The sequence below is a fragment of the Clostridioides sp. ES-S-0108-01 genome, from assembly GCF_020662285.1.
Classification (GTDB): Bacteria; Bacillota; Clostridia; order Peptostreptococcales; family Peptostreptococcaceae; genus Clostridioides.
The window spans coordinates 1-13840 of sequence record NZ_JADGMN010000006.1 but is presented as its reverse complement, the minus strand read 5'-3'; the positions used below and the strand labels follow the sequence as shown (position 1 = coordinate 13840).

19 protein-coding genes are annotated in these 13840 nt (G+C 29.4%); all 19 read left to right on the top strand.

The window, feature by feature from the left end; translation table 11 throughout:
- Window positions 1-151 precede the first annotated feature (151 nt).
- The 19 genes from terS to IR152_RS07255 all read left to right on the top strand — a co-directional run bounded on the left by terS (window position 152) and on the right by IR152_RS07255 (window position 13528).
- On the top strand, window positions 152-844 hold the full coding sequence (gene terS / locus IR152_RS07345; RefSeq protein ID WP_227451136.1) for a phage terminase small subunit: 693 nt from the start codon (window positions 152-154) through the stop codon (window positions 842-844).
- On the top strand, window positions 834-2186 hold the full coding sequence (locus tag IR152_RS07340) for a PBSX family phage terminase large subunit (RefSeq protein WP_227451135.1): 1353 nt from the start codon (window positions 834-836) through the stop codon (window positions 2184-2186). Before terS ends, IR152_RS07340 begins: the two co-directional genes overlap by 11 nt.
- Window positions 2186-3709, top strand: coding sequence for a phage portal protein (locus tag IR152_RS07335; protein ID WP_227451134.1), 1524 nt, complete (start codon window positions 2186-2188; stop codon window positions 3707-3709). Before IR152_RS07340 ends, IR152_RS07335 begins: the two co-directional genes overlap by 1 nt.
- A gap of 12 nt (window positions 3710-3721) precedes the next feature.
- On the top strand, window positions 3722-5341 hold the full coding sequence (locus tag IR152_RS07330) for a hypothetical protein (RefSeq protein WP_227451133.1): 1620 nt from the start codon (window positions 3722-3724) through the stop codon (window positions 5339-5341).
- A 1-nt stretch (window position 5342) separates the two neighbouring features.
- Window positions 5343-5495: a hypothetical protein gene (locus IR152_RS07325; protein ID WP_021370617.1), complete on the top strand. Its 153-nt coding sequence runs from the start codon at window positions 5343-5345 to the stop codon at window positions 5493-5495.
- A gap of 67 nt (window positions 5496-5562) precedes the next feature.
- Window positions 5563-6216: a phage scaffolding protein gene (locus tag IR152_RS07320; protein WP_227451132.1), complete on the top strand. Its 654-nt coding sequence runs from the start codon at window positions 5563-5565 to the stop codon at window positions 6214-6216.
- An 11-nt stretch (window positions 6217-6227) separates the two neighbouring features.
- Window positions 6228-6584, top strand: a complete 357-nt coding sequence (locus IR152_RS07315) for a hypothetical protein (RefSeq protein WP_095915393.1) — start codon at window positions 6228-6230, stop codon at window positions 6582-6584.
- A gap of 23 nt (window positions 6585-6607) precedes the next feature.
- Entirely contained in the window at window positions 6608-7636 is a 1029-nt protein-coding gene (locus IR152_RS07310) for a major capsid protein (RefSeq protein WP_095915392.1), read from the top strand.
- 16 nt (window positions 7637-7652) lie between these two features.
- Window positions 7653-7853, top strand: a complete 201-nt coding sequence (locus IR152_RS07305) for a hypothetical protein (RefSeq protein WP_227451131.1) — start codon at window positions 7653-7655, stop codon at window positions 7851-7853.
- A gap of 2 nt (window positions 7854-7855) precedes the next feature.
- Window positions 7856-8173 (top strand): hypothetical protein, encoded by a 318-nt coding sequence (locus tag IR152_RS07300; RefSeq protein WP_227451130.1) that lies wholly within the window; start codon window positions 7856-7858, stop codon window positions 8171-8173.
- A complete protein-coding gene (locus IR152_RS07295; protein WP_227451129.1) occupies window positions 8170-8553 on the top strand; it encodes a hypothetical protein in 384 nt (127 codons plus the stop codon). Before IR152_RS07300 ends, IR152_RS07295 begins: the two co-directional genes overlap by 4 nt.
- 12 nt (window positions 8554-8565) lie before the next feature.
- Window positions 8566-8976, top strand: coding sequence for a hypothetical protein (locus tag IR152_RS07290; RefSeq protein WP_227451128.1), 411 nt, complete (start codon window positions 8566-8568; stop codon window positions 8974-8976).
- A 1-nt stretch (window position 8977) separates the two neighbouring features.
- The gene (locus IR152_RS07285) at window positions 8978-9802 is read left to right on the top strand and encodes a hypothetical protein (RefSeq protein WP_227451127.1); all 825 of its coding nucleotides are present in this window, start codon (window positions 8978-8980) and stop codon (window positions 9800-9802) included.
- 12 nt (window positions 9803-9814) lie between these two features.
- Window positions 9815-10018, top strand: a complete 204-nt coding sequence (locus IR152_RS07280) for a hypothetical protein (protein ID WP_227451126.1) — start codon at window positions 9815-9817, stop codon at window positions 10016-10018.
- A 3-nt stretch (window positions 10019-10021) separates the two neighbouring features.
- Window positions 10022-11443 carry a phage tail sheath subtilisin-like domain-containing protein gene (locus tag IR152_RS07275; RefSeq protein ID WP_227451125.1) on the top strand — a complete coding sequence of 474 codons (1422 nt, stop codon included), beginning with the start codon at window positions 10022-10024 and terminating at the stop codon, window positions 11441-11443.
- A gap of 15 nt (window positions 11444-11458) precedes the next feature.
- Window positions 11459-11872 (top strand): phage tail tube protein, encoded by a 414-nt coding sequence (locus IR152_RS07270; RefSeq protein WP_227451124.1) that lies wholly within the window; start codon window positions 11459-11461, stop codon window positions 11870-11872.
- An 82-nt stretch (window positions 11873-11954) separates the two neighbouring features.
- The gene (locus IR152_RS07265; RefSeq protein WP_227451123.1) at window positions 11955-12452 is read left to right on the top strand and encodes a phage tail assembly chaperone; all 498 of its coding nucleotides are present in this window, start codon (window positions 11955-11957) and stop codon (window positions 12450-12452) included.
- A 5-nt stretch (window positions 12453-12457) separates the two neighbouring features.
- On the top strand, window positions 12458-12610 hold the full coding sequence (locus IR152_RS07260; RefSeq protein ID WP_016056327.1) for a hypothetical protein: 153 nt from the start codon (window positions 12458-12460) through the stop codon (window positions 12608-12610).
- Between the two features lie 18 nt (window positions 12611-12628).
- Window positions 12629-13528: a hypothetical protein gene (locus IR152_RS07255; protein WP_227451122.1), complete on the top strand. Its 900-nt coding sequence runs from the start codon at window positions 12629-12631 to the stop codon at window positions 13526-13528.
- The last annotated feature ends 312 nt before the right edge of the window (window positions 13529-13840 follow it).

Here is a 13840-nt window from a genome sequence, read left to right as displayed (position 1 = left end):
ATATAGCTTTATATTTTATTATATTATTATTACATTTATTTTAAATTTAGGAATTGTTATGAGGAGAATATTTAAAATATTTGATAATAAATTAGAACTCTAACAAGAGTTCTTTTTTATTCCCAAAACAAACAAATAAAGAGGTGGTGATGTGCAAAATGTCAAAGAAAATGCAAAAAAGGATTATCTAGAAGGTGTGAAACAAAAGGACATATCAGCAAAATATGACATTAGTCTAAATACTTTAAAGTCATGGGTTAAGAGGTATGATTGGTCAAAGGAAAAAAAGAAGGGTGCACCTACAAACAAAAAGGGTGCACCCTTTTCTAATAAAAATTCGGTTGGCCATGGTGCGCCAAAAGAGAATAAAAACGCTGAAAAGTTTGGTTTCTTCTCAAAATACTTACCCGAAGAAACTAGGGAATTAATACAAGAAATATCTATAAAAGATAAATTTGATATTCTTTGGGAACAGATAACAATTCAATATGCAGCGATAATAAGAGCACAAAAGATAATGTATGTTAAAGGCAAGGAAGAAATGATTAAAGAATTAAAGAGATATGAAAACACAGAAAATGGTGAGAAGATAGAGTATGAATTTCAATTTGCATGGGACAGGCAAGCATCTTTTCTTAATGCACAGAGTAGGGCAATGAGTGAACTTAGAAGTTTAATTAAGCAGTATGATGAAATGATTCATAAGGATTGGAATTTGGCTACAGAGGAGCAGAAAAATAGAGTTGAAAAGTTAAAATGTGAGGTTGATAACCTGAATAAAGATGATACAGATAAAGAGATAACTGTAAGAGTTATGAAAGCGAGTGGAGAAAATGGAAAGTAAATTTATATCAAATGACCACTTTTATGATTTTATATTCAATTGGGATTACAAATTTTATTTTCTTGTTGGAGGATATGGAAGTTCAAAGAGTTATCATGTAGCAACTAAATTAATTATTAAGCTTCTTGAAGAAAAAAGGAAAGCTTTAGTGGTAAGAGAAGTATATGACACAATGAGAGATAGTTGTTTTTCTCTATTAGAAGAAGTTGCAGAAAGTATGGGTTTAGGAGATATATTATCATTTAAAACAAGCCCTATGAGAGTTATATTTCCAAATGGGAGTAAGATAATTTTTAAAGGCATGGATAATCCAGCCAAATTAAAATCAATAAATGGGGTATCTATAATATGGTTGGAAGAATGTTCAGAAGTTAAATACACTGGCTTTAAAGAACTCTTAGGACGTTTGAGACATCCTAGTCTATCTAATCATATAATTTGTTCAACTAATCCAATTGGCGAAGATAACTGGACCTATAAACATTTCTTTAGAGATGAAGAAAAAGACAGGTTTGTATTAGATGATACTGTGTTATATAAAAATAGAATAGTAATAAAGAATAATACATATTATCATCATTCAGTTGCAGATGATAATTTTTTTCTGCCAAAAAGCTATATTGAACAGCTTGATGAAATGAAAGAATATGACTACGACTTATACAGAATAGCAAGAAAAGGAAGATTTGGTATAAATGGAACTAAAGTATTACCACAGTTTGAAGTTATGGAGCATCAAGAAGTTATAAATAAAATATCTAACATACCACAAAGGTATTATAAAGTTGGATTCGACTTTGGATTTGAAAAATCATACAATGCACTTTTAAGATTAGCTATAGACCATGAAAAAAAATATTTATATGTTTACTGGGAGTACTATAAGAATCAAACTACAGATGATGTGACTGTTAAAGATATTAAAGAGTTTAAAGATACTCAAGAACTAATAAAAGCTGATGCTGCTGAACCTAAAACTATAAAATATTTTAGACAACAAGGTTTTAATATATTTGGTGCTAAGAAATATGCTGGAAGTAGACTACAAAATACTAAGAAGGTTAAGAGATTTAAAAAGATTTATTGTTCAAGTGAGTGTAAACATACAATAAAAGAGTTAAAGAACCTAACATACGCTACAGATAAAAATGGAAACTTAATATATGATGAATTTAATATAGACCCTCATACATTTAGTGCTATATGGTATGCACTTGATGGTTATGAAGTGTCAGATATTAAGGAGTTAAAATATAATAATGATATTTACAATAAAGGCTTAGGCTTGAAGAAAAATAATATACCAAATCAATATAATAAGAAGGGAGGGGCTGTATTTTAGTGAGTATAAAAAATATCTTGCTTAATTTAGATGAAAAAGAATTAAAAGATAGAAAACATGCAGAAAGAGATTTCTTGTTTTATTTAGGTGAATGTAGAAATAAAACAATGGGATTATTAGATGATGATTTTCTAGGTCAAAGTTGGATTACTTTTGATAATTTAGATTATACACCTTCTCAGATTATAGATAATAAGGTAAAACCACTTATAAATAAACAAGCTCGTTTTATGTTTGGAAAAGAACCAACTATAATACTTAAAGCATATGAAAAAGAACATAAAGAAGAATGCGAGGAATTAAGGCAATATATTGATTCGATATTAAATGCCAGTAAGTTTTGGAGCAACACACTAAAAGCTTTTAAGATAGCAACTATAACAAAAAGAGTTTTGTTAAGGTTAGAAGCTGAACCAAATCAACCTATAAGGCTATTTTATCATTCTATAGATGATTTTAAATATCAAGTTGATAGTAATGACATTACAAAATTAAAATCTGTTATATTTGTTAGATTTGATGCTTCAACTATAAAAGAAGTAACAGTGAACCAAATATGGTATAGATATACTTATTACATGAAAGAAAGTAATGTTAATAACCAAGAAAGCTGTTTTTTAAGAGTAGAAAAATTTAAAGGTGATAATTTATCTAAACCTATTGAAGTAAAAGAAAGTGATACCAAGCTTTCTAAAATACCATGTTGGGTAATTGTTAATGAACAAAGTATTACAAATATCACAGGTATTAGTGATATTGAGGATTTAAAGCCATTACAAGATACTTATAATAAAAGATTATCGGATTTTAATGACTCTTTAAAATTTCTAATGTTTGGGCAAACTGTTGTAGTAGATGCGACAGAAGAAACAGTTAATGCTTGTAAGATTGCTCCAAATGCTTTAATGGCATTAAAAACACTTGAAGAAGGTTCAGAAAAAGGAAAACAAGCACAAGCATATAGAGTTGAGAGTAGTTTTTCAAATGCAGACCCAGTCGACTCCTTTTTTAAAAGACTTGAGGATAGTATGTACGAAAAACTTGCAATCCCTAGACCAGAGCAATTACAGAATATACCTAGTGCCAAAGCTTTGAAATATTTATATACGGAACTTATTGCAAGGTGTTCGGAAAAGTGGAATGATTGGGAACCTGCAATAAGAAGTATGTTAAGACTAATCGTTGAAGCATGTAGTAAATTTAATTGTTATGATGATTGGAATCATGATTGGGATGATTTAATATTTTCTATTGTATTAAATAAAAATTATCCTATTCCAGAAGATGAAGAAGATTCAAAGAGATTGGCACTTGAAGAAGTGAACAATAATGTTAGAAGCCATAGAAATTATATAAAAGAATTTGGTGATGATGAAGATTATGAAGAAGCATTTAATGAAGTATTGGAAGATAATGAAAAGATACAATCAGTAGAGCAAGACCAGTTCAGAAAAGACGCAGAAATAGAAATTGATAATATTGATGAAGAATTAAACAATGAATCTGATAATAGTGTCAAGTAATGAGGTGTTGTTATGAAGGACAATGCTTATACAAAAAAGGTTCTAGAGGCTAGAAAAAAACTTTTATTATTAGATAAAAAAGTACAATTAGAGATATTAAATGTCTATAAAGATGCTAGTAAAACTATTTTAAATGACATTGCTAAGAATAAAGAATTAAATTTAAGTACCAAATACCTAAAAAAGCTAAATAAATCAATCGAGAGGTATATTAATGAGTTAAACCAAAGATTAGTACCTGTTGCAGAAAAAAGTGTAATAGAAGCTTCTAATATAGCTAAAGAATTACAAATGTATTACTATCAATCAATAGTTCCAAATACAGCTATGAACCTTGCATGTGATGCTATGTGCATAAAGGCAACTACTAGTGTAGTGGAAAAACTGGTTACAGGTAATTTTTATAAAGATAAAAGGTTATTAGATGGTAGAATTTGGGGTTATAGTAATAAAAATAGAAAAGATATTGATAGATTAATAAAAGCTAATGTTGCTAGAGGTGCTAATGCAAAGACCTTAGCAAAGAGTTTAGATAATTATGTTAATCCAGTCAGAAAAACAGAGGCTAAAACATTAGAAGCTGGAATGAATAAAAGTATATCTTATCAAGCCCAAAGACTTGCTAGAACCTCTATAACACATGCTTTTGTGGAAACAAGTGTTCAAAATGCAATAAATAATCCATTTTGCGTTGGTCTGCAATGGAACCTAAGTTCTCAACATTATATTAGACAAGTAAAGTGGAGGGGGGAAGATGAATGTGACGAGTATGCAGAACAAAATCGTTTTGGGTTAGGTGAGGGAGTTTTCCCACCCGAAAAGTATCCTATTCCACACCCTAATTGTTTATGTTATCCTACTCAAGTTGTAGTGCCAATAAATGAAGCTTCTAAAATGATGAACGATTGGGTAACTGGTGGAGACAATGATATTCTTGATAGTTGGTTTGATGAAATAAGACAACAAAATAACAGTGCTCCAGTCATTAAAAAACAAAGAAGTAAAAAGAATAAAATAACTGCAAATAGTAAAGATGATAGAATTAAAAAGAACATTACTAATTCAATCAAGAATAAGTCGAAGAAAGTGCCTAAACAGGTTCAAAAATATGTCAATAAGTATGTAAATCCTAATAAAATAATAATTGATAATAGCCAAAAGATACCTTTTATATATTATACTAAGAATGATTTAGTTGGTATTAACCCAAATATTAAGGAATTTAAATCATATAATAAAGAAGCTGCTTTACTTCATGAGTTTGCACATAGAATTGATATAAAAGAAATTAAGAGCTATAATAATATTAAGTTCCAACAAGCTATTGAAAGTAGCTCTATATATGTTATGAAGAATATTGAAAATTTGCAAAGTATATATATTAATTCTAATGAATTGTATAATAATGAATTTATTAGTGATATACTAGGAGCATTATCTAATAATGAATTTGAGGATTTATTAGCAACTCATAGCGAAAAATATTGGAGTAAAAACAGAAATAAAGAGAAAGAAATATTTGCTAATTTATTTACACTAAAGTATCAAAATAATAAAGAAATAAATAGTTTTATTAAAGAACATTTAAATGATTTGGATAAAATATTTAATGAATTGTTAGGAGGGATTTAGATTGCTTGAAGAAATGAGAAAAGATAAAAAATTGTTAGAGCTAAGACGATTATATAAAGAGAAGTATGGTAAAAATGCACCTGGTTTTAATTATGATGAATATAATAGTTATGCTGAATACAAAGAAAAATTAAAAGAATTAATACAGAAGTAAAGTAAGCACTTATTAATTAAAGATTAATGAGTGCTTTTATTATGTCTAATTTTAAGGAGGAAATTGAATGCTAGAGTATTTTAAAAAGTTATTTGGAGATGAAGAAGGACAAAAAGTTTATGAAAAAATATCTAAAGATAAAGAAAATAAGCTTCTTTTAGATAATATCAAAAGTCCTAAATATGTTGAAAAGACAGAACTAGAAAATGCTAATAAAGAGATTAAAGAGTATAAAAAGCAAATAGGTGATAGAGATAAGCAATTAAATGACTTACAAGGCAAAGTTAAAGATAACAAAGAGTTATCAGATGAAATTGAAAGTCTTAAAAATGCAAATAGAGAAATTAAAGAAAATGCAGAAAAAGAAATTGAGGTTTTAAAATTCAATACAGCTCTTGAAAGAGCTATTGAAAGTTATAATCCTAAAAATACAAAAGCTTTATCAGCATTAATAAATAAGGAAAATATCAACTTTGTAGATGGCAAAATCATTGGATTAGATGAACAAATAAAAGCTTATCAACAAAGTGATTCTTATTTATTTAATAATGAAAAAAATAAAGGAGATGATGAAAATGTAGGAACTGGAGGACTAGAAGGAGGAACAACATCATTACTTGATAATGATAACGAAATAAGTAGTATAGGTGAGTTGCTAGCTGACTCTAAAGTAAAAAGTGAAAATATAGAAGCTCAAAAGAAATTCTTTGGAGAAGAATAGGAGGAAAATATATGAGTATAGAAAAATCTGAGATTTACATGGGGGAAAATAAAACCATATTAAAATTTGCAGGAAATTTATTTCAAAATGTAAATATTAAAGTGAAAAAAACTGATGTAGCTGTAGTAGATGGAAAAAGAATTTTAAAAGCAGGTACATTAATATCAAAAGATGGAAAATTAGTAGATGGTACAACTGTTACAAATGATAAAGCTTTTGGTCTAGTATATAGAAATATAGATTTTACTCATTCAAATGGTAATGAAAGTATTCCAGTACTAATATTTGGATTTGTTGATGAAAAGACCTTACCATCAGTTATACCAGAAGAAGCAAAACAAGCAATGAAAATGATTATGTTTTTATAAAATAAATATTAGGAGGAATTAAAATGGATTGGAAAGACTTTATAGACTCTAAGGAGATAGCTAAATATATAAAAAAGTTACCACTAGAAATGTTAATAGGCGAATCTTTGTTTCCTAGAAAAAAACAAATAGGTATGGACCTAAAATATATTAAGGGAGCGAAGAAAAAACCAGTAGTATTAAAACAAAGTACCTTTGATGTTGCTGTAAAAATAAGAGCATTAAAAGCTCAAATAGAAGTTAAATCAAAGAGAATGCCATTTTTTAAAGAGAGTGTTCTTGTAAATGAAGAAGATAGACAACAGTTACTTTTAGCTTCTAAAGCTCAAAACAAAGAACTATTATTAATGATAATTTCACAAATATATGATAATTATTTAGCTCTTGTAGATGGGGGCGATATGCAAATGGAAAGAATGAGAATGCAAGCTCTAGCTGATGGAGTAATAAATATAGTATCAGAAGATGGAGATTTAGTATTTGACTTTGAAGTTCCAAGTAATCATAAAGAAGTGTTAACTGGAAGTGCAACATGGGATAATCCAGATGCAGATATTATAGGAGATATTCAAAGATGGATGAGAATAATGAGAGATGAAGGGAAGCCGTTACCTAAGCGAATGGTAATGACAAGTAAAACCTTTGGGTATTTTGCTAAAAACAAAGCTATTAAATTGGATATAGACAAAGATGGTAGAGTTATCTTAACTGATGAAATGATTAAAAATTATCTTAAAAATAAAGTTGGTTTATCTGTTGCCATAGTAAGTGGAACATATAAATTAGAAGATGAAAGTGAGGAATCTTATTTCCCTGACAACAAAATAACTTTTATTCCAGACGGAGATTTAGGAAAAACTTATTATGGCACAACACCAGAAGAAGCTGACAAAGTATATGGTTCTAAATTAGATTGTTCTGTTGTTAGAACTGGTATTGCTATAACAACAATGAGATTAATTGACCCAGTAACAGTTCAAACTAAGGTATCACAATTAGGTATGCCAAGCTTTGAACGTGCTGATGAATGTTTCTTTGCTACAGTAGCATAATTAAGGGGTGATAATTATGGCTAAAAAGAAAGATAATTTAATGCAAGTAAAAGCTTTAGTTTACTTAAAATATGATAATGACTGTTATAAAATAGATGATGTGTTTGAGATTAGAAAAATTGACCAAGAACTCATGGAAGAAAAGGGTTATATAGAAGTAATAGGAGAAGTTGAGGAAAAGAATAATAATGAGCTTCTTAATAAAGATGGTGAGTAAACATGTCTATTACCAATTTAGATAAACTAAAACTTAATCTACAAGAAGAAGAGTATCCATACTTTGCAGATGAACAATTACAGTTACTTCTTGAATCTAATGATAATAATATCCTAAAAGCTTCATGGAGAGGTTGTTTATTAAAAGGTGCTACAGATGATTGTATTAAAATAGGTCCTATAGAAACTAAAAGTAGTAATAGTTCATACTGGTTATCATTAGCAGATATATATAAAACTGATTATTTAGAAGAAAAATCAAAGAATGAAACAACTATTACAGGATATAAGACATCTATGATAAGAGCTGATGGTCAATGAGAAAACTAAGAGCTGATAAGATAATAAAAACTGTTAATCGAGGGATAGCTTTAAATCCTCAAACAATAACTATAGAGCAGGAAATTAAACAAATAGTGGATGGAGCTATTGAGATTACAAATGAAATAAAAGAACTAACAGTAGTTATATATCCTGAAAAAACTAATGATACAGTAATAAATAGCGAAACTATTGGTACAGCTTATAAAAATAAAAATTTTGGTATGGTTGCAGATAAAGAAGCTGATTTAAGATTGAATACAGAAAATGAGATAACTTTTAAATGTATTGAAGGTACTATGAAATTAAACTATGTAAATCCTGTTGTAGTTGAGGAACAGGTTTGTGGTTATATATGTGGTCTTGAAAAGCTAGATTAGAGGTGATTTATTATGAGTGTGTTTACTAAGGCTATAAATGAAATTGATAGGAAAAAGGCTACAATGCCACTTTTGTGTATGAATATAGCTTTTATGTTAGAAGGAGAAGCTAAAAATAGTGCAAAATGGACTGATAGGACAGGGAATGCAAGACAAGGCATAACAGGAACTAGTCTAGGTGGAGGAAATCAATACATTGTTAGATTAGGGCATGGAGTTGACTATGGAACTGTTTTAGAGGAAGGTTCAGCACCTCATGTTATAAAACCAAGAAATGCTAAAGCTTTATTTTGGAATGGAGCTTCACATCCTGTAAAACAAGTACAACATCCTGGTACTAAAGGTACACATTCTTTAGAGTCTACAGTCAGTAGGAATATATCTAAAATAGGTAAATTAGTAGAAGGACATTGGAGTAAATAATATGAGAGCAGGAATAAGAAAAGCCTTAATTGATAACATACCAAGATTAAAAGATTGCTATGAACCAACTGTAGCAAACAAAAAGACTATAAAACCATATGCTGTAATTGTCCAAGGTGAAGATGCTGACAATGAAGGAAATATTATAGGTTTTAGAAGGACTATAAATATTTGGTTATATGAGAAAAGGACTACATTTAATAAACTAGATGAACTTACAAAAGAAGTTATAGAAACATTAGATTTTAAAACTATAACAGATGATACTACTAACGAGGTATTTACATGTATTTATGAGGGTGCAGTTGGTCAAGACGTCATAGATGAAGATTGGGAGGCTATAATAAGGTGTCTGAGATTTAGTGTAATAGCTTTAGATGATAAGGAAGATATAACTAATGATAGATGGGTTGAAGCTCTATCTAAGTACACAAAAGATTTATTAGAAATTGAGAGTTACAAAGATAATTGGAAGAAAAATTTTATAGCACCATGTTGCTTGTGGCGAACTGCGAATGTCGAAAGTAAAAGGATTAACTATCATCTGATTGAGATTACTAAAACTATGAAATGTCACATGGTAAGTAAAAATAAAGATGAAATAGTTAAGCTTCTTGAAGAATTAGAGACTAAGCTAATAATAGATAAGAGAGTAAGACTTAGAGAAGATAAAAACATGTATTTAACTCTTGTAAGTGTAGTTGAAGATAGAGAGTCAGACATGTTTTCTAATGGTCAATTAACTGTAGTATTTAAAATGATAGGTAAGATAAAAAGAGAAGGACCTATTATGAATGAGATTTATAATAGCGGAAACTTAAGATAGGAGGTGCGAGAGTTGGCTGAAACAATTAATAAAAAGACTAATATAAGTAAGCAGGAAGAAAAATATTCAAAAGAAGATTTCTTAAAAAATAGTGAAGCACTTGGCTACAAAAAAGAAGTAGTGGCAGGTGCTTTATTTAATTGTAAGAAAGAAGAACTTACAAAAGTAGAGTTTGAGAAATTAATAAAAGATTTCTTAGAAAGAGAGGTGAAGTAGTATATGGCAACTGGAACATGGAATGAGAAAGAAAAAAAAGAGATACCTGGTTTTTATAACAGATTTAAGACTCAAGCAGAAAAATCTACAAACACAGGTTTAAAGGGTAGATTAGCAATGCCAGTTAAAGCTAATTGGGGAGATGCAGGTAAGGTAATAACAATAAAAAACGACTTAAAACAGCTTAAAGCTCTATTTGGTGATGATATAAGTTATTCAGCTTACAAATTAGGAAAACTAGCTTTACTAGGGAATGTAAAGGAACTATTGTTGTATAGGCTTGTAGATGGAAATCAAAAGAAGGGTACATTAATACTTAAAGATACTACAGAAAATACTACAAAAGATGTAATTAAGCTAGAAACTAAGTATCCAACTAGCAGAAATTTTAATGTAACAATAAAATCCAATTTAGTGGATTCAGATAAAAAGGATTTTATTTTCTTTGAAGGAACTAAACAACTATTTTCTAGTTCAGTCAAAGGTACTATAGATGAAATAGTACTAGAAATAAACTCAAATTTAGATAATGAGTATGTAATTGCAACTAAAGTAGCTGATAGTGATACAACATTAGCAAACTTAGCAAATGTAGCACTTGAGGGTGGTAATGATGGTTGCACATCTATTACTAATGAATCTTATTTAAAAGCATTAGAAGAATTTGAGAGATATAGTTTTGATTCTTTTGTACTTGATGGTGTGGCTGACGAAGCTTTGCAGGAAACTACAAAGGCTTGGGTGGCTAAGAATAAAGAATTAGGAAAAGATATATTATTATTTTTAGGTGGGAAAAAAGAGGATAATATAAAACAGATTAATGATAAATCAAAAAGTTTTAATGATGAAAATATAATTAACGTTGGAAGCTCAGCCTATTATGAGGGAATAAAATATACACCTAGTGAAGTAGCTGTTTATATAGGAGCATTAGCAGTAAGCAAAGGCATAACAGGAAGTGTATGTAATGCAAAAACTACATTTGAAGAAGTAGAACCAAGATTAAGTCAATCAGAAGTTAAAGAGTGTTTGAAAAGTGGTACATTGGTCTTAGATTTTGACGATGGAGATGTAATTATAGTTGATGATGTAAACACATTTAAGAAGTATACAGATGATAAGAATGAAGCAATGGGATATATCTCTAATATCATGTTTATTAACACTATAAATAAAGATACTTCTCTAAAAAGAAAAGAGTTTGTAGGGAAAATATTTAATGATTCAACAGGGCAGACAACTGTTATATGTGCATTAAAGAAATATTTTGAAGAATTAATGAGTCAAGGTATTATATCAGAGTTTAATGTTGATATAGATACAGAACTTCAAGCAACTGCCAAAGCAGATGAGTTTTATTGGAAATGGGACGCTGTCAAGATTGATGTAATGAAGAAAATTTATGGTACTGGATACCTAGGATAAAGGAGGTTATAGATTATGTACAATGATGATTATATAGAAGAAGCCAGTTTTCTGAATGGTTCTGATGTAGTTATACTTATTGATGGTGCAGAAGAGCTATACATGGAAGAAATAAAAGCTGATTTTGAGCAAGATGAGCAAAGTATTAAACTGTTAGGGTGTCAAAATGAAATATCAAGGGTTGGTACTACTAAAGGTTCATTCTCCTTGAATGGATATAAGACAGATTCAAGATTTGCAAAATTAGGATTTAGGTCTTTTGAAATAATATATAATTTATCTAATTCTGAAACATTAGGATATGAAAGTATTAGATTAAAGAATTGTAGATTAAAAAAATTGCCTCTTATAAATTCTAAAGCTGGTGAGATTGTAAAGATAGAAGTAGAGGGAAGTTTTAGAGGGTATGATTTATTAAACGAACTTTAAAACAAAATAGTGTTTCACTTAAAGCTATAAGCAATTAAGTTTGTTTGTAGCTTTTTAAAATTAAAAATATCGGAGGAATAGTATGTTAGATATTGATAAAAGAGAGTTAGAAAATGAGGAAATAGAAAAAGAAGATTATGATTTAGATGAAGAAATAGAAGAAACAAATGAAGATAGGTTGATGATGAAAGAGGATGAAATAATTGCAAAGCTATTGGAGGATTCACCAGTACCCGAAAGAACTGTGTTTTTAGAAAGATTAGGAATACCAATCACATTAAAAGCATTAACAGAAAAGGAGATTAGTAAAATAAGAAAAGATTGCACTAAAATTGTAAAGGTACAAGGGCGAAGAGAAGAAAAATTAAATGATGATGAGTTTAATCTAGCGTTGATAGAAAAAGGGACTGTGAAACCTAACTTTTCTAATCAAAAATTACTTGAAGCTATGAAAGTAACAAATGCTAGAGAATTTATAAAGAGAAAATTCCTAGCAGGAGAATTGAGTAAAATAAGTGACCAAATATTAGAATTATCCGGTTTTTATGATGAGATAAGTGACGATGATATAAAAAACTAATAAAAATGGGGGGACGACTGACTGTTTTAAATAACATTTTTGTTAAGCATCATGTTCCCCCAGATGTTTATGTTAAGAAAAATTTAATGTCTCAACGCTTAATGAAAGTATTTACTCAAAATGAAATAGAGCAAGAAAATAAAGCTATGAAAAAATAAATATTTTTAGAAAGGTAGGTGAGGGAAATAGCTAAAAAGGAAATGTACCATATTGACGTTGTCATAAGTGCAAAAGGTGATGGAGAAACAAAAAGCAAACTAAGTGCAATGGAAAAATACATGAAGCAAACTGAAAAAAGGATGCAAACACTTAATAGAATAAAAGTTAATCCTGCTATAAAAGCTACAGATAAAGCTTCAAGTGTTGTAAATAGAGTTAATAATAACATGAATAAAGCAAAAAAAACTGTTACAGCAAGGATAAAAGCTACAGATAACGCTAGTCCAGTAGCCAATAGAGCTAGTAACAATGTTAATAAAGCTAGAAAAACTGTTACAGCAAGGATAAAAGCTACAGATAATGCGAGTTCTACTGTTAACAAAGTTAATAACAAGATAAAAGAAGTTGCTAAGCCTATACCTCCTGTGATAATCAGAGGTCAAGATGAGTCTAGTTCTATAATAGATAAAGTAAAAGCTAAGATTCAGAATCTAAAAGCTGATACTATTATAAAGATAAAATCTCAAGCTGATGAAGCTATAAATACTATTTCTCGAACTAAAAATAAATTACAAGAATTTGTGAGTAAGAGATATGAAGCAGCAGTCAAAATTCGAGATGAAGCTAGTTCAGCGCTTGGAGGGTTAACAGGAAAAATAGATTCTTTTGTAAGCGGAGCTATTAGTAAATTTGCTCAATTGACAGCTGCCGCAGGAGCTTTAATTGGAGGAATTGGTGTTGGGAGTGCTGTAAAAGGATTTGCAACTTTTGAGCAAAGTATGAAGAATACACAAGCTGTAAGTGGAGCAACAGGAAAGGAAATGGAAGCTTTAACTGCAAAAGCTAGACAACTTGGGAGAGAAACTAGTTTTACAGCTAAAGATGCAGGGGATGCAATGTATTATATGGGTATATAACATGCTCGGCTATAAAGAAATTTATAGTAAAAAATAGTGGGTTAAAATAGGAAAGCTAAGTATAAATTTATATATGCTAATCAATTACCAATTTTATTAGGGATAATAAAAAGGTTTAGAGACTAGATAAAGTAAGCTAGAACAGTTGAAATATCCACGAAATCCACTACCCTAACGTACCAGGCGAGGGTAAAGAGATAGTCCAACTCTATAGGAAACTATAGTTCTAAGATAAAGAGCTTAGACAATGAATAAAGATGGCAGGATGGAAGTCCGAACAAATGATAAAAGCAATTCCTGACGTTCTTAACT